Genomic DNA, 13232 nt, shown 5'->3' with positions numbered 1-13232 from the left:
AGCTGTCTACTTAGGCAGGGTTCGCACCTGCAAAACTACAAGGAATGGTTATGTCGCCCACTTTAGATCCGGATCATCAGGCCCTTCAGGGCGCCTGGGAGCAAACGTCACTTGAGGACAACGGTGTCCTGAACCCGGTAGACGCTCACACTGCGCCCGGTGCCATCACCACCATTTCAGGCGACCGCTTCGAAGTGAAAACCGTGCAGGGCGACCTGTTGCTGGCCGGCCGATTCTCCCTGGACAGCAGCACTACACCAAAAAGCATTACGTGGATCGATTCCATGGGCGATGACGCCGGCAAGCCGTTGCCTGCCAGCTACCGCCTTGATGGCGACGAATTTGTATTTATCGCGGCCGATGAAGGGATGCCCAGGCCCACCGTCTTCAGCACCGGCCCCGGTCAGACCATGCGCAGCTTCGTGCGGCGCGCTTGATCAATACGCCGTCCGAACCTGCGACATGCTTTTCACACAGCCTTCACTTTCGGCGCGATAGGGTAAAGCCTACCTACTCCAGTGAATCCCTTGGCCCGCCTCTTTAGCGGGCTTTTTTTTGCGTGGACAAACCGTATCAGGCAGGCCTTTTAGTGGCGGTCAAGGTAAAGCACAGCGGCAATTGCGCCGCTTGGTGCTCGTACTGATCGTAGAGTTCTTCACGATTGGAATGCGCGTATTCCTGCAAGTGACTGATCTGCAGGTCTGCGCAAATCGCGGCGCTCACCACATCGCCCAACGTGTGCACGTACCAATAGGAAGTCGGTCCGACTACCTCACCCTGACCTTCATAGACAATCGACTCCTGCAGCACAAAGGGTTCACGCTGAAAGTACGAGCTGGCAGGTAGCAGCGGGTTCTGCGCCCTGGGGTCGAACACTTCCAGGAACGGATGGGTTTCGTACATCACCAGCGAACCGCCGGGCTTCAGCGTGCTGGCGACATGGCGCATGAACAACGCCACATCCGGCATCCAGCCGAGCACGCCGATGGTGACCAGGGCGATATCAAAGCGCTCGTGTAACCGCTGCGGCAACTGGTGGATATCGCTTTCGATAAATTCAGGAGCATGAGGCGACACATCGGCAAGCTCACGCGCTTGCCGGAGAAATGCGGCGGACTGGTCCACCCCCACCACCGAGCGTGCGCCGAGGGCGAACAGCGACAGGCTTTCTCGACCGTTGTTGCAGCCCAGTTGCACCACGTCCTTGCCGGCGACACCCAGGTCCTGCAGAACCCCTGTAATGGTTGGGTCCAGGCAGGAAAAATCGGCGTTACCAACACCGGTCAGCAATGCGCTCCAGGTGTCGGTGGTTTTATGCAGGCCGGCAGATTGGTCCCAGGCGTCCTTGTTGCTGGCAATTGCCTGTTGAGCTGAGGGCATGTCCATTGCGTCTCCAGATAAGTCTTACGGCGGGGCACCGAAGATAAGCCACATGCCGGCGTATTGAAACTCCAGGCAACTGCGGAAACTTAACGCTCACCGCGCAGGTCATTAACGCAATGAGTGTTCAGCCGTTGAACGCCCCCTCTGCGAAGCCGTCATCGTGGCCAATCACTCCGACCTGCGAAATGCCTTGTCCCTGGACAGCCTGAACTTCTTTCTGGCGGATGTGCGCGACGGCCTCGGCCCGTACCTGGCCATCTACCTGCTGGCCGTGCACAAGTGGGACCCGGCCAGCATCGGCGTGGTCATGACCCTGGCGGGCATCGCCGCGCTGCTCACCCAGGGCCCGGCGGGCGCACTGATCGACCGCACGCGCAGCAAACGCGCCGTGGTTGCGCTTGCCGCCATCCTGGTGACCGCCAGCTGCCTAGTGCTGCCCTTCGTCAGCTCCTTCAGCCTGGTGGCGTTGACCCAAGCTGCCAGCGCCGTCGCCGCGTCCGTGTTCGCCCCGGCGATTTCCGCTATTTCCCTGGGGATCACCGGCCCGCGAGCATTTACCCGCCGCACCGGGCGCAATGAAACCTTCAATCACGCCGGCAACGCCGTGGCCGCGCTGCTCGCCGGTGGATTGGCCTACCTGTTCGGACCGGTGGTGGTGTTCTACCTGATGGCGTTTATGGCGGTGGCCAGTGTGGTCGCGGTCAGTTGCGTGTCAGCCAAGGCCATCGACCATGAAGTGGCCCGCGGCTTCGACCCTGCCCACGCCACCGATCATGAACAACCGTCGGGCCTGAAGGTATTACTGGCCAACCGTCCGCTGCTGCTGTTTGCCATTTGCTGCGCCTTGTTCCACTTGGCCAATGCCGCCATGCTGCCGTTGGTCAGCCAGAAGCTGTCCCAGATCAACCTGCAGATGGCCACCCCGCTGACCTCGGCCTGTATCGTCGCCGCGCAATTGGTGATGGTACCGATGGCCTGGCTGGTAGGGGTCAAGGCTGACGTGTGGGGACGCAAGCCGCTGCTGATATTCGGTTTCATGATTCTGCCGCTGCGTGGCGTGCTCTACACCGTGTCCAGCGATCCCTATTGGCTGGTGGCCGTGCAAATGCTCGACGGCATCGGTGCAGGGATCTTCGGCGCGCTGTTCCCGGTGATCGTCAAAGACCTGACCCAGGGTACCGGGCGTTTCAATGTCAGCCTGGGTGCGCTGTCCACCGTGTTTGGCTTGGGCGCGGCACTGAGCAACAGCCTGGCGGGGTTCGTGGTGCAACAGGCGGGCTATAACGCGGCCTTCTTAACCCTGGCGGGCGTGGCAGGCGCTGCGTTGGTGCTGTTGTGGGTGGCGATGCCGGAGACGTTGGAGAAACCGCTCTATGCGCCCCATGCGCCTGCTGCATGATAGAAGAGACACAGAAAACCCGGCACATGGCCGGGTTCCTTTCTCTACACATACTCAGTTGTCGGGATGTTCGCTGGCGACCGAATCGGCAGCATCGACATCGGACATGTCCTCTTCTAGAGGTGCATCATCGTCCGGCGGTAGAGGGATATTGTCCTCATCATTTCTCGGGTCGTGACCTGTCTCGTTGTCTGTGCCACGTGTTACGGCCTGCTGTGAAAGATTGCCGGGGGCGTTCTCATTGATGTCCATGCTGGCTCTCCGTTCTTACGCTCGGGATATCCGCGCTTAAAGATGTGAGGCGGCAGATCCTGGCAAGTGCCAAGCATTAGACGAATGGCGAAAAATACAGGCATCGTGTGCGGGCCTTTTAGCTACCAACTGCGTACGCACTGATTACCGATAGCCGTCCGGACTCGTCTTCCTCAGGTTTTCACAAATATCACGCAGGACATCCGCAAGTGGAGGTTGGAGCAGAAAGGACTTCATTTCCGAGACTGCCGCTTTGTATGAAGGATCAGCGTTGACCCTCCGGAACTCGGACTTTCTCTCTTCGCTGAAGGTGGGATCACTGACCAGTCCTTCGAGGGTCAAGCCACGCTCGGGATCTCGCTCGTCGCATATCTCAAGTGCAGCGATGAAGCTGACGGCGACCTTTTCTTCGCGTATCGGGTGAGTTGCTGTAGCTGCCTCGACTGCAGTGGCAGCGGATAGAAGCCCCCACAACGCTGCGCTTTTTCCTGAGAACACTTATTTACTCCTGATTTGGGCAACTGAAACTGCCTCTCACTTATGGACCGTATGAGTCGTTCATTTGTCCAGATTCAGTAGTTCGTGCATCCGCTCGCCAATTATTCCTCGCAGCCAGGCAGCATGAAACTCCATCTCGTTCAGGGAAGTACCCTCAGCAAATTGGTATTCGAACACCTTGTCCTTCGGCCCCCGATACACAACGCTGAAATGACCATCGCGGTCATACGAAGCGACTACGTAGGGGCAGATGTAAATAATGTCGCTAAACAGCACGCGCACTTGGGTGGGTTTACGTGCGCGACGGATGAGAGTGAGGGTAAGCAGTTGCTGGTTTTCGTCGAACGTAAAGGCCTGCACCCTAGGCTCAGAGACAATCCACGCGAAGACCAATCCCATAACCACGACAGAGCCGAGCAGGAACAGGATGAGCGACGACGTTGTAAAACTCGACTCATCGCTGGACGGCACATCCTGCATCGCACCGAGCCCGATAACGAGCAAGATCGCCAGCCCGAAGGCAGGCAATAACATAATCACCGCAGCGCAAAAGCCCAAAATGGCCGAACCCGTGCTGCCAATGATCGGTAAGTCCGGACCACCCTGCCAAATAGATGGGTGGGCGGCGGGATTTTCAGTGCGTGGTGCGGCGGGTGGTGCGGCGACGTGGTGAGGTGGACTTGGACGATTCATTAGGCAGGCTCAAGGGTGCTGTATAGACGGTACCACTACTGCCACTTCTCTAACCCGCAGAGCGTATTGATTCAACGGGTATGAAGGCAGGGCTACAGAAGCTGTTTCATGAACTCCTGAGTCGGAACATCAAGCCCCATGCTCTCACCGAACACCACCTTGATCCCATCATTGGCAATTAACAGCATCTCGCAGTGCATACCAATGGCAGTCGTCAAATGGTTGAAATCACGCAGTTCTTCCACATACTTGTCTTTATAGGATTGCAGCCGATGAGAGGCCAGGTCTCTGAGACTCGGGTCAGTTTCTTGAGCTAAAGCGCCCTCTTCTGCTAACAGACGTCGCTTAGTCAACCCCACTTGTAAGTTGGACATCCGAAAGCGCGTGTATGTGCGTATGACGCTTATGGCGCGAGATGTGAACTCGATTGCCGCGTCTTTTTTCGTCTCAGCACCCGACCAATCGGCAGATTGCATCTCCAGCAAATCCGCTGTTAGCGCCTTCTCGGCATCTTCACCGCGTGCCAAGAAGCTAGACAGGTCTAATGCCGGCTCAGCGTCAAAAGCAAGTAGGTGCGAGGCGACTAATGATGACGCTTTAGCCACATTGTCACGGCCCTGATATGCGCTCCATCCAGAACCGGCTATTCCACATCCAAAAACAATCAGCAAAAGCGCGACGGTAATTTTTCTCATGGATCCCTCCAAATCATCCAGAAAGGCTATCACGGCGACTTTCAAAAGCGGAATTGAGCCAATTGGCATCATGACAATGACTAGAGCGCGGGGCTTCTTGAGCGCGCGCAGTAAAGCCTAGGGCGCTCAGAACATCTTTCCTGTAATGCGTTGCTGGTGGAGGCCAGGTCCAGCACACTAAGTCCGCGCTTTTCACTTGAAGGAGTAGGTTCAAATGACAGCTCTACCAGGCTCGATCCCGCTTGTTATCCTGGACGTTCAAGATGCGATTGATAGACCAAACTGGGATGAAAAAAGTAATCCTGAATACTTGGCAGTGATCCAGCGCCTTCTAGGCCACTGGCGATCAAACGGCTGGCCAGTTATTCATGTGAAGCACGATGAGCGCACTCCTACATCCAGCTACTTCGTCGACGGCCCTTGGAATGGCATCAAGAAAGAGGTCGCCCCGATACAGGGAGAAGCCGTCATCATCAAACAGGAAAACTGCGCCTTTATTGGCACCGAATTGGATGCCACTCTCACACAGATGCAAGTAAAACGGTTGGTGCTGACGGGCGTTGTTATTCACAACAGCATGGACGCCACCGTCCGTGCGGGGAAAGCGCTCGGATACAGCATCATCTTACCGTCAGATGCAACGACCGCCGTGCCCGTTGTTGGGGCGAATGGAAAGTCTTGGGACGCGACAACCGTTCATGAACTGACCCTGGCAATACTCAATGATGAATACGCCGACGTAATGTCATCGGACGAAGTGATCGCACAATTCACGCTATGAACTATGAAGGTACCCAGTGCCGCAGAAGCATTTGACACGCATCAATCGCCAGCTATTTCGACAGGCGTAAGCATGTCCTTTGGGTACCGAAAATACCTAGGGCATATCGCAATTGGAGTGACCTTTATCTTTTCCCCCACGCTGCTCCAAGCCAAACACCGGAGCAGACGATCATTCCAGCGTCTGCCAGTAATAGGGATGGCAACTTGCGCTTCATTGCGTGATCCCTCACAACAGAGTCGAACCCCTAACATACCGCCCTGTCCAGGCATCCAGCGTGGGTGGCATTCCAGTGAAAGTAACCGACAGGTTTGAACAGGCAGGCACTGCGCTTAAAAAGTTATTTTATGAGGGGGTGCATCCACTTTGATCGTTGGCTCGTAGATTCAATACCCTCACCCGGAGGGCATAAGAGCCAAGGAGATACATCATGCACGCTTTTTTCAAAAAACTTGCTGCAACAGCCTGCTTCGCGATTCTCTCCGTAACTGCAACGCTCAGCTTTGGTGCCGACCCCGTAATGGTCGGAGGTGCAGCTATGTACCCGACCAAAACCATCGTTGAGAACGCGGTCAACTCGAAGGACCACACGACACTGGTAGCCGCTGTCAAAGCTGCCGGCCTGGTTGATACGCTCAATAGCAAAGGTCCGTTCACCGTGTTCGCCCCCACAAACGAAGCCTTTGCAAAGCTGCCAGCGGGCACCGTCGATACTCTGGTCAAGCCTGAGCACAAAGCCGACTTAACTAAAATTCTGACCTACCACGTCGTGCCGGGCACTCACACATCGGCACAGCTGATGGCCGAAGCCAAAAAGAACGGCGGCACCGTTGTGTTGAAAACAGTTCAAGGTGAGTCGCTGAATATCAAGCTGCATGACGGCAAGCTTTGGGTGGTGGATGCCAAAGGCGGTAAGGCTGGTATCAGCATCGCAGACGTAATGCAGTCCAACGGCGTAATCCATGTTGTGGACTCAGTGTTGATGCCTTAAGCGCTCTTTAAGCCCGGCAGACGCAAAGTTTGCCGGGTATTGGCAACCTGCATAGACACTTCAGTTAATCCGAATTCAAGGTATGGAAATTTCGCCGGGTGGCGCTGGGTGAGAGCCTAGGTAAATCCCGGCATGATGAGGGTGAACCGTGTGCCCGACCTGCATCACGATCATGTCGCCAAGCTGCGGCCGTCTAAGTGAACGAACCTGCCAGCAGTCCCAGGCACCGTGAACAAACGAACGCTTGAGCAGCGGCGTCTGTCCGTTCGGCATGATCGTCCAAAGGTCACCGGCCTGTTGAGGCACCCTGTAGCGTCAGGCACACTGGCGCGGACTCATCGCCCAAAAAGGAATTTACGATGCCGTTTTCACCGGAGGAAAGAGCCGCTTTGCTCGCGCTCAAAGGCGTAGGACCAACCGTCATTACTCGGCTTGAGCAAATGGGTATCGAATCGCTCGCCGAACTCCGCAAATCAAATGTTAGTGACATCCTGGCTCAAGCATCCGCGGCATTAGGCTCGACTTGCTGGAAGAATAGCCCTCAAGCCAGAGCGGCCATCACCGCTGCAGTGGAGCTTGCGAAGCGCTCTACAGAGCAAATCCCGGCCCGGTAGGCACGTTCGATTGACTCCCAGTCGGGTTGCTTTTGGTCATGGAGAATCCCCTACCATCTGATGGGTCTGTGCATGGGCATGGAGCAAGCGTTGGGGCAGACCGGAAGCCTTTGCAGCGTCCACAGCATCGGCAATTGCCTTGTCGAGCAGGCGCAGCAGACAGTCCATGCGCTCGTCTCCGCGGGGCATGATTGAACAAAATGTCTTCTTAGCCAACAACGAAAAAGCCCAGCAGTCGCGCTGGGCTCAGATATGAAAACTCAATAAAAAATATGAGCCGTGCTACTTAATCCTTGCAACGCGTTTGCGGCGACTCCGTACCTGCGAGCCTTTTTGGCAATGCAAACGGCAGGTTAGGGATAGAGGTAAGCTCGACTACGCCAAACATGCACATAAGCGCCGCATTCCCATCCGCGTTTGGTGCGCTGCTGAGTCCAACCAGGGCCTCATAGTCTTTCCCGGGCTCCAGAGTGAATACTTTCGCCTGGCCTGGGCAAACAGCGTAAGTGCTGCCGTAGCTGCCGGCGGACGCACCCAATGTTGCTATCTGAAAGGGTGCATCCGTTTTAACGCGGTACTCAGCCACAATCTCGGTGTATAAGCCTTCGGCCATCCGAACAGATCCGATGTACTGCTGAAGCTTGGGTGAAACCCTTCCCGGCATTCCAAGACTGGCGGGCTTAAGTGGGTACTGGGGGTAGTTAATGCTCGGCTGCCCTTCCTCTGAGAAGCGGCCAGCTTCAGCCATTTTGTGGCGAGTATCCGGGGCGCAGCTGCCCGTCACACTATCGCCAAACACATTAGAATTGGTGATCACACGAACGCGAGCCGTATTGTCGGCCTTAGGTGGATCGACATAGGGAACAGAGGGGAACCCGCCACAACCAGCAAGGGCGATAGACGAAGAAAACAGGAGCAACCAGGTATCACGCATGTACTACATCCTTGAACTTACCTAAGCGCCATCGTGTGCGAATCAGACTAAAAACTCTAGACATTAATCCTCAGTAAAAACCTGACAACGCGCTTTATATTTTCTTGCTTGCCCGGTTTGTCCCGCCTCTTGGGCATCTAAAGTATCTGCGCTGCGACGGCAATAACAGTTTGCGTTTTTGAATCAGCTCAGGCATCACTCCCTGCTCAGAGCGGAAGATGTGGTGGGGTCGAAAAAGAAAGGACCTTAGTGACAGCTAAAGCCTCCAAAGGCTGCATGAAATTGATAGACCGAACGATCGGAAGGCTAACTAGTCCAACGCTTACCGGATCAGATAACGCAGCGTCCGCAGTTCGGCCATCACCCTATCTCTCGGTATCACCACCCGACAGACCTCTCTGAATTCCAGTTTCCAGGATTGACCCTTTTGGGTATGGCTTCGGCCAAGAGGCTCTAATGGAAAATTTAATACCCTATAAAATTCATTATCTACACGATGGGAAGCCGGAGCACTTCTATACGAATGCAACGGCGTTCAGCGAAAGCGATGCGATTCGCATGGCCACAAGACACGCTGGTGAGGGCCCTGAATATTGGATACCGATAGGTCTGTCTCGGGACTCAATATTAAAAATTGCCGACAAGCTGGGTATTACGAAGGTCCGTTGGAATAAAGCCGGGTAAAACCACGGGCGCCGCCGCAGTTCTAACTCGCAAAGTTCGCGAATAAAAAACCCGGCGCGGTGGCCGGGCTTAGTTGGATGATCTCCAGCGCAAGCTCGGCCGTTGAATAAGCCCGAACCGCCCTTGGACGAGATTGAAAAAGAGACGAAGACGGCCCACGTCTGTCGCGGCGTCGCCTGGGGGGAAGTGGTGGAGCGCACTAAAACGGGTGCAGACCGCTTGGTTTTGTGGAATGCCCCTGCCATGCCACCCCTTAAAATCGTCGGTGAATACGCAGAGCGTCAGAAAAAGGGAAAGCCACAGGGCCTTGAGACGCCTTTTATTTTCCTGCCGTCATGGACTCCAGAGCCCCCTAACTCGAACGTTACCTGCAAAGGCATTAATAGGGGCCCGGCGCCGAAAGTTCTTAATACCCGTCGTCCTCTGCCATACAACTGTCGTCACACATATGCGACAATGCGCGCCAAATTCCAACACACATCCCCATTTTTTTGCTCAGCGACCGGGTTTCGCGCCTTGATGTCGCTGTTGATGCATGCCTGACGGCGCCTGCTGCCATGCTCGCAACCCATTGATAGGTAAAGTAATTGATCTCCACAGCTAACATCACCATGCGGTATGAAACGCATTCTGATGATTACTGCTGATCAGTGTTTACTGGGCCAAGTCGTCATGAGTAATCAACGATAAAGTACCGAAATGCACCCGTTGGTCCCAAGATTGGTCCCAACGGGTAAATTTCAGCCCATGCCGAAACTGCATAACCCTTCCCCGGCGGCCTGCCGACTGAACACAAACCACCAAATAGCCCCACTACTCCTGAGACATCTCACATCGCAGCATTCGGTCAAAAGCGGACCTTCGCGATGACTTCTCCAATCCTGAAACCCACGCAAGTGCGTTGCTGGCCACAGGTATTGCCTCAATCGATTGGATCGCTGAACAAATGGGGTATAGCAACGGGAACATGATTCGCCAGCACTATGGAACGTTGATCGACGAGGATGGGCCAGACGTGGTGGGGATACTGCAGTTGGCCCTAAAGCTTTCGCCGGTCACAGCTCTACACTGAACCCAGTGATACCCACCGTTCGGCAAAGCGGCCCACCGCCGTCAGGCTTGCCCAGGTGCGCAATGGCTCACGCCGCGAGCGCACCGGTACCAAGCTCGCAGTTGGGCCGCCCAGTCGGATAGACAATGTCCACTTGCTGATTTGGCCGGCAACACGGCCGACGACGGCTTCCCGGATAGCCTACTGGCTTGCTAGAGCCTTTAGCGTGTCCGATTGGATCGCCTCGCCGATCACGGTGCCAGCTCCTTACGGCGCAAGTCGGCGGCGACATCTACCGCAATAAATAGCGCCTCGACGGTGGACGGGGTCAGCGTGCGCGACGCTTGCACACCTTCCACAAAGCCTTCGGCTCGTTCCTGAGCCAGTTCCAAAGCGCGCAAATCTGCAACACGCCCGAGGCGTGCCAAGTGATTGGCCAACTTGGTGCGAATCAAATCTGGCAGGCTGATGCCGTTAAGAGAGAGCACTCCGCTCATACGTTTTTCGCCACCGTATTGGCTCCCAAGCGATCCGCGACAGCCATCCACACCTCCGCCAGAGTAGATGTCATGGCCAGTTCTGTTTCATTCGCAATCAGTTCCGCATCCCGCAGGGCCTGCGTGTAGCCAACGGTGTTATGGTAGTCACGTATAGCATCCGTCTGGTCTGCAGCAGCATGTAGAGCGTTCAACCGTAAATACCAAGCGCTCTGGGTCCTGGCGTTTGGTAAGCCTGGCTGATCGTTAGTCACGAGTACGCTGTTGGCTTGCATGCCCTAGTCCCTGATGTTATGCGCTAATCAGTACACGGGGCACTGGTACGCCAGTATAGGGGAGCATGGTTACCGCAGCCAACGAAAAAGCCCCCCCAATCAAGCCTTGGTGTGGGGGCCTTTTGAACATAAGCGGCGTATTAGAAACAGTTGTGACGCGGGCTATCAGCCAAAATTTTGCGGAACAAATGCCAGACCTCAGTATCTTTTACAAAAATAACGCATTTGTAGAGATTTTCATGGCCGCGCAAGGCGACTTGATCAATTGGAACAGCAGATGGCAAATTTCCGGAGGTGTCGTTTCCTGTAGGAGTTGCCGCTCCCAACAACTTGAGCATGAAAGAAGCGAGCCGTTTTTACACGCGTCCAACTGCTGATACCAGGGACAGCAACGCAGGCCATGGGATGAGCTGCAAGCTATATTTGAAAAGCTTCAGAGTTTTTAAACGCTAGTCAGATACTACCTACGTCTTGTCAAACGCGCCTGACGATACAGTCCACTAGTTCCGTAATTATCCTGCGCTCATGCAGCGGCAATCTGTTTAGTGCCACTGCAAAATCACTTTCCTCAGGTCGACGTAACCGTTGACCGGTCAGAACGTACAACACGTCGACTCCGATTTGAGCTAGCCGGGCCAAATACAAGGCGCTCGGGCTTCGCTCCCCCCGCTCGTACTTAGACTGTGCATTCGACAGCACGCCGCCAATCGCTGCGAACCTCTGCTGTGTGTACTTCAACCGAGTGCGTTCTTCTTTGAGCCGCATCCCAATTTTGTCCATACATGAACCCCACAAAATTCTCAGATGACTAAAGAATTTTAGGCCACCACTGCAGAGACGGAAACCCGTTATCGATCGCAAAAAGGGGCCATTCGGCGACTCATTGCTACAACGTACAAACGTGGCTCAAGTACGCTCGCCTATCGACACAAGTTCGCACCAAAATGGCGCGACAGTCCCATGGTGGCCCAATGGGGCTATTTCTTAGATGGAAAAACCAAAAATACAAGATTTTCTCTATTAAAATCATGGATTTGCGTGTTTTAAATTGGCGGTGAGGGAGAGCTTCGAACACAGCACGCGTTATCTCGACCTAGGCAAAACCTAAATTATTTACTCGCTCAAAATTTCAAAAAGTCGCTTCTCAAGCGCCACTTTGAACAAGATTCGTAGATTGTCTGCATCGAGATTGGAAATAGTCTGATCTAGTTGAAGTCTTAAAATCAGGTCATGCGTGCGAATCTCACGCCTCCGTGCTTCAAGTGAGGTAGGTGCGTACGCAATCCCGTCGAGTAAATGAGCCGACACGCCATTCGCGGGATGAACACTGGTCCTGGCAACAGACATGGCTTCTTACCCTCGGTCTCAAACGGCTGGAAAAACACGCATATGAATCTGCGCTCACCTGTAGTGAGTAGTGGGTCTAACACTAAGTTCATAAAGAAACGAGTGCCCCCATGTTGCTAGAAAAAATCGCACCAAAAAGACGCGCTAGTCCCATGGTGGTCCCATGGTGGTCCCATGGACCCATTTTTTGGACACCAAAAACCAAAAATCACAGACTTTATCCATTAAAATTAGTGACTTGCGCTTCTTAAATTTGGCGGTGAATGATAGATTCGAACCTTCAATAATTCACTCAGCTAAAGTATTTCACTCGACGCCCGTTCAATGACGGCGTCCGGCCATTAGCCGCCATTTACTAAAAGCCGCTTTCGACGCAAAGCTGGCAATGGCGATACCCCAGACTGATTCCGGCCCGATACGATAGAAGCATTTACAACACTTGGTCGTGCCCAGCCCCATTGTTCGGGAACCTTCTGGCCACTTAATAAGAACTAATGCTGATCGTCTGGAGGGACGGTAACGGGATTAAGAAAAGAGTTCCAGGCCTTGTATGCTTCATGATGCTTTTTGACTTCCTCATCCCAATCAGGCCCTGAAACTCTCTTCGAGACCACCATCATCATTTTGGTGTTGGCGGCATCAAGCTCAACTAGTAGCTCGTGGCATCTAAATCTAAAATCATCTATGTCTTCCATATACTCACCTTGCGACAGGTCTAGCCGGATATACCGGGTCATGCCCATTTTCGTAATGACAAGTCCCCAAAGACAAAGGTTCATTGAGCAGCCGAGTTTCTATTCGGCATGTTTTGAACAGACTGCATCGCACAGCAGCTCCAACAACTCATTCGCCAGGACCGCCGCTTCTTGTCGATAGTCGGTGTTCCAGCGGCACGACCAGTTATCAGGTTTTCCCTCATCCTCCCATTGCGCCAATGCAAGCCCGTTGAGTATTTCCAGCTCGAACCAAACACGCTGCCAAGCGACGGCGTCCTGGACTGACGCCGTGTCTTGCCATAGGAATTCTGTTTGCACGACAAATGCCGACCATGCAAACAGATCCTCTGAGGCTCGCTCACCGATCATTCGGAAGTATTTTGCGCTAGCCAATCAACGATTCCTTGTAGTCGTTTACCTGT

The 13232-nt window shown here is 54.3% G+C and carries 18 protein-coding genes and 4 pseudogenes; 7 read left to right on the top strand and 15 right to left on the bottom strand.

Annotation, left to right across the window (positions count from 1 at the left end):
- Nucleotides 1–50 precede the first annotated feature (50 nt).
- Entirely contained in the window at nt 51–437 is a 387-nt protein-coding gene (locus AOA61_RS18630; protein ID WP_099602365.1) for a TIGR03067 domain-containing protein, read from the top strand.
- A gap of 136 nt (nt 438–573) precedes the next feature.
- Here the strand turns inward: AOA61_RS18630 and AOA61_RS18625 are convergent, their stop codons facing one another.
- Nucleotides 574–1386 (bottom strand): bifunctional 2-polyprenyl-6-hydroxyphenol methylase/3-demethylubiquinol 3-O-methyltransferase UbiG, encoded by an 813-nt coding sequence (locus AOA61_RS18625; protein WP_032891262.1) that lies wholly within the window; start codon nt 1384–1386, stop codon nt 574–576.
- A gap of 157 nt (nt 1387–1543) precedes the next feature.
- On the opposite strand from AOA61_RS18625, the gene AOA61_RS18620 reads away from it, so the two are divergent.
- On the top strand, nt 1544–2782 hold the full coding sequence (locus AOA61_RS18620; protein ID WP_099602364.1) for an MFS transporter: 1239 nt from the start codon (nt 1544–1546) through the stop codon (nt 2780–2782).
- Nucleotides 2783–2836: 54 nt separating this feature from the next.
- Here the strand turns inward: AOA61_RS18620 and AOA61_RS18615 are convergent, their stop codons facing one another.
- The 4 genes from AOA61_RS18615 to AOA61_RS18600 form a co-directional block, all read right to left on the bottom strand.
- Nucleotides 2837–3034, bottom strand: a complete 198-nt coding sequence (locus AOA61_RS18615; RefSeq protein ID WP_095184895.1) for a hypothetical protein — start codon at nt 3032–3034, stop codon at nt 2837–2839.
- A 144-nt stretch (nt 3035–3178) separates the two neighbouring features.
- Nucleotides 3179–3532, bottom strand: coding sequence for a hypothetical protein (locus tag AOA61_RS18610; protein WP_099602363.1), 354 nt, complete (start codon nt 3530–3532; stop codon nt 3179–3181).
- A 60-nt stretch (nt 3533–3592) separates the two neighbouring features.
- Nucleotides 3593–4225 (bottom strand): hypothetical protein, encoded by a 633-nt coding sequence (locus AOA61_RS18605; RefSeq protein ID WP_164444910.1) that lies wholly within the window; start codon nt 4223–4225, stop codon nt 3593–3595.
- A gap of 92 nt (nt 4226–4317) precedes the next feature.
- Nucleotides 4318–4920 carry a hypothetical protein gene (locus AOA61_RS18600; protein WP_143499365.1) on the bottom strand — a complete coding sequence of 201 codons (603 nt, stop codon included), beginning with the start codon at nt 4918–4920 and terminating at the stop codon, nt 4318–4320.
- Nucleotides 4921–5134: 214 nt separating this feature from the next.
- On the opposite strand from AOA61_RS18600, the gene AOA61_RS18595 reads away from it, so the two are divergent.
- Together AOA61_RS18595 and AOA61_RS18590 are read left to right on the top strand one after the other, a co-directional pair.
- Nucleotides 5135–5701: an isochorismatase family protein gene (locus AOA61_RS18595; protein ID WP_099602360.1), complete on the top strand. Its 567-nt coding sequence runs from the start codon at nt 5135–5137 to the stop codon at nt 5699–5701.
- A gap of 430 nt (nt 5702–6131) precedes the next feature.
- Complete coding sequence (locus AOA61_RS18590) at nt 6132–6692, top strand: fasciclin domain-containing protein (protein ID WP_099602359.1); 561 nt, start codon at nt 6132–6134, stop codon at nt 6690–6692.
- A gap of 84 nt (nt 6693–6776) precedes the next feature.
- Here AOA61_RS18590 and AOA61_RS32300 read toward each other — a convergent pair.
- Nucleotides 6777–6983, bottom strand: a pseudogene (locus AOA61_RS32300) (phage tail protein); the annotation flags it as partial.
- A 68-nt stretch (nt 6984–7051) separates the two neighbouring features.
- On the opposite strand from AOA61_RS32300, the gene AOA61_RS32295 reads away from it, so the two are divergent.
- Nucleotides 7052–7306 (top strand): Pathogenicity locus, encoded by a 255-nt coding sequence (locus AOA61_RS32295; RefSeq protein WP_032891253.1) that lies wholly within the window; start codon nt 7052–7054, stop codon nt 7304–7306.
- Nucleotides 7307–7342: 36 nt separating this feature from the next.
- Here AOA61_RS32295 and AOA61_RS32290 read toward each other — a convergent pair whose 3' ends face one another.
- Together AOA61_RS32290 and AOA61_RS18575 are read right to left on the bottom strand one after the other, a co-directional pair.
- The gene (locus tag AOA61_RS32290; protein WP_256583473.1) at nt 7343–7474 is read right to left on the bottom strand and encodes a hypothetical protein; all 132 of its coding nucleotides are present in this window, start codon (nt 7472–7474) and stop codon (nt 7343–7345) included.
- Between the two features lie 118 nt (nt 7475–7592).
- Nucleotides 7593–8240 (bottom strand): hypothetical protein, encoded by a 648-nt coding sequence (locus AOA61_RS18575; protein ID WP_099602358.1) that lies wholly within the window; start codon nt 8238–8240, stop codon nt 7593–7595.
- A 456-nt stretch (nt 8241–8696) separates the two neighbouring features.
- Between AOA61_RS18575 and AOA61_RS32870 the strand changes: the two genes are divergently transcribed.
- Together AOA61_RS32870 and AOA61_RS32285 are read left to right on the top strand one after the other, a co-directional pair.
- Complete coding sequence (locus tag AOA61_RS32870; RefSeq protein ID WP_032891251.1) at nt 8697–8924, top strand: DUF6555 family protein; 228 nt, start codon at nt 8697–8699, stop codon at nt 8922–8924.
- Between the two features lie 886 nt (nt 8925–9810).
- Nucleotides 9811–9996 (top strand): annotated as a pseudogene (locus AOA61_RS32285) (site-specific integrase); the annotation flags it as partial.
- Here AOA61_RS32285 and AOA61_RS32280 read toward each other — a convergent pair.
- The 7 genes and pseudogenes from AOA61_RS32280 to AOA61_RS18535 form a co-directional block, all read right to left on the bottom strand.
- Nucleotides 9980–10173 (bottom strand): annotated as a pseudogene (locus AOA61_RS32280) (hypothetical protein). The pseudogenes AOA61_RS32285 and AOA61_RS32280 sit on opposite strands and share 17 nt — an antisense overlap.
- Before the next feature lie 53 nt (nt 10174–10226).
- Complete coding sequence (locus AOA61_RS18555; protein ID WP_099602356.1) at nt 10227–10472, bottom strand: hypothetical protein; 246 nt, start codon at nt 10470–10472, stop codon at nt 10227–10229.
- Complete coding sequence (locus AOA61_RS18550) at nt 10469–10747, bottom strand: hypothetical protein (protein ID WP_099602355.1); 279 nt, start codon at nt 10745–10747, stop codon at nt 10469–10471. The genes AOA61_RS18555 and AOA61_RS18550 overlap by 4 nt, the downstream gene beginning before the upstream one ends.
- A 140-nt stretch (nt 10748–10887) precedes the next feature.
- Nucleotides 10888–11085, bottom strand: a complete 198-nt coding sequence (locus tag AOA61_RS30900) for a hypothetical protein (RefSeq protein WP_143521221.1) — start codon at nt 11083–11085, stop codon at nt 10888–10890.
- Between the two features lie 247 nt (nt 11086–11332).
- Nucleotides 11333–11527, bottom strand: a pseudogene (locus AOA61_RS32275) (helix-turn-helix domain-containing protein); the annotation flags it as partial.
- Between the two features lie 1058 nt (nt 11528–12585).
- Nucleotides 12586–12789 (bottom strand): hypothetical protein, encoded by a 204-nt coding sequence (locus AOA61_RS18540; RefSeq protein WP_241150260.1) that lies wholly within the window; start codon nt 12787–12789, stop codon nt 12586–12588.
- A 99-nt stretch (nt 12790–12888) separates the two neighbouring features.
- Nucleotides 12889–13179, bottom strand: coding sequence for a hypothetical protein (locus tag AOA61_RS18535; protein ID WP_099602352.1), 291 nt, complete (start codon nt 13177–13179; stop codon nt 12889–12891).
- Between the last annotated feature and the right edge of the window lie 53 nt (nt 13180–13232).

Source organism: Pseudomonas sp. 2995-1 (assembly GCF_002742505.1).
GTDB lineage: Bacteria > Pseudomonadota > Gammaproteobacteria > Pseudomonadales > Pseudomonadaceae > Aquipseudomonas > Aquipseudomonas sivasensis.
This window is presented reverse-complemented; position numbering and strand designations above follow the sequence as displayed.

Coding starts and splice junctions, on each gene's coding strand:
- AOA61_RS32295 (WP_032891253.1), top strand. CDS start 7,052: ATGCCGTTTTCACCGGAGGAAAGAGCCGCTTTGCTCGCGCTCAAAGGC.
- AOA61_RS32870 (WP_032891251.1), top strand. CDS start 8,697: ATGGAAAATTTAATACCCTATAAAATTCATTATCTACACGATGGGAAG.
- AOA61_RS18625 (WP_032891262.1), bottom strand. CDS start 1,386: ATGGACATGCCCTCAGCTCAACAGGCAATTGCCAGCAACAAGGACGCC.
- AOA61_RS18575 (WP_099602358.1), bottom strand. CDS start 8,240: ATGCGTGATACCTGGTTGCTCCTGTTTTCTTCGTCTATCGCCCTTGCT.
- AOA61_RS18595 (WP_099602360.1), top strand. CDS start 5,135: ATGACAGCTCTACCAGGCTCGATCCCGCTTGTTATCCTGGACGTTCAA.
- AOA61_RS18550 (WP_099602355.1), bottom strand. CDS start 10,747: ATGCAAGCCAACAGCGTACTCGTGACTAACGATCAGCCAGGCTTACCA.
- AOA61_RS18590 (WP_099602359.1), top strand. CDS start 6,132: ATGCACGCTTTTTTCAAAAAACTTGCTGCAACAGCCTGCTTCGCGATT.
- AOA61_RS18630 (WP_099602365.1), top strand. CDS start 51: ATGTCGCCCACTTTAGATCCGGATCATCAGGCCCTTCAGGGCGCCTGG.
- AOA61_RS18605 (WP_164444910.1), bottom strand. CDS start 4,225: ATGAATCGTCCAAGTCCACCTCACCACGTCGCCGCACCACCCGCCGCA.
- AOA61_RS32290 (WP_256583473.1), bottom strand. CDS start 7,474: ATGGACTGTCTGCTGCGCCTGCTCGACAAGGCAATTGCCGATGCTGTG.
- AOA61_RS30900 (WP_143521221.1), bottom strand. CDS start 11,085: ATGCTCAAGTTGTTGGGAGCGGCAACTCCTACAGGAAACGACACCTCC.
- AOA61_RS18535 (WP_099602352.1), bottom strand. CDS start 13,179: ATGATCGGTGAGCGAGCCTCAGAGGATCTGTTTGCATGGTCGGCATTT.
- AOA61_RS18600 (WP_143499365.1), bottom strand. CDS start 4,920: ATGAGAAAAATTACCGTCGCGCTTTTGCTGATTGTTTTTGGATGTGGA.
- AOA61_RS18615 (WP_095184895.1), bottom strand. CDS start 3,034: ATGGACATCAATGAGAACGCCCCCGGCAATCTTTCACAGCAGGCCGTA.
- AOA61_RS18540 (WP_241150260.1), bottom strand. CDS start 12,789: ATGGAAGACATAGATGATTTTAGATTTAGATGCCACGAGCTACTAGTT.
- AOA61_RS18555 (WP_099602356.1), bottom strand. CDS start 10,472: ATGAGCGGAGTGCTCTCTCTTAACGGCATCAGCCTGCCAGATTTGATT.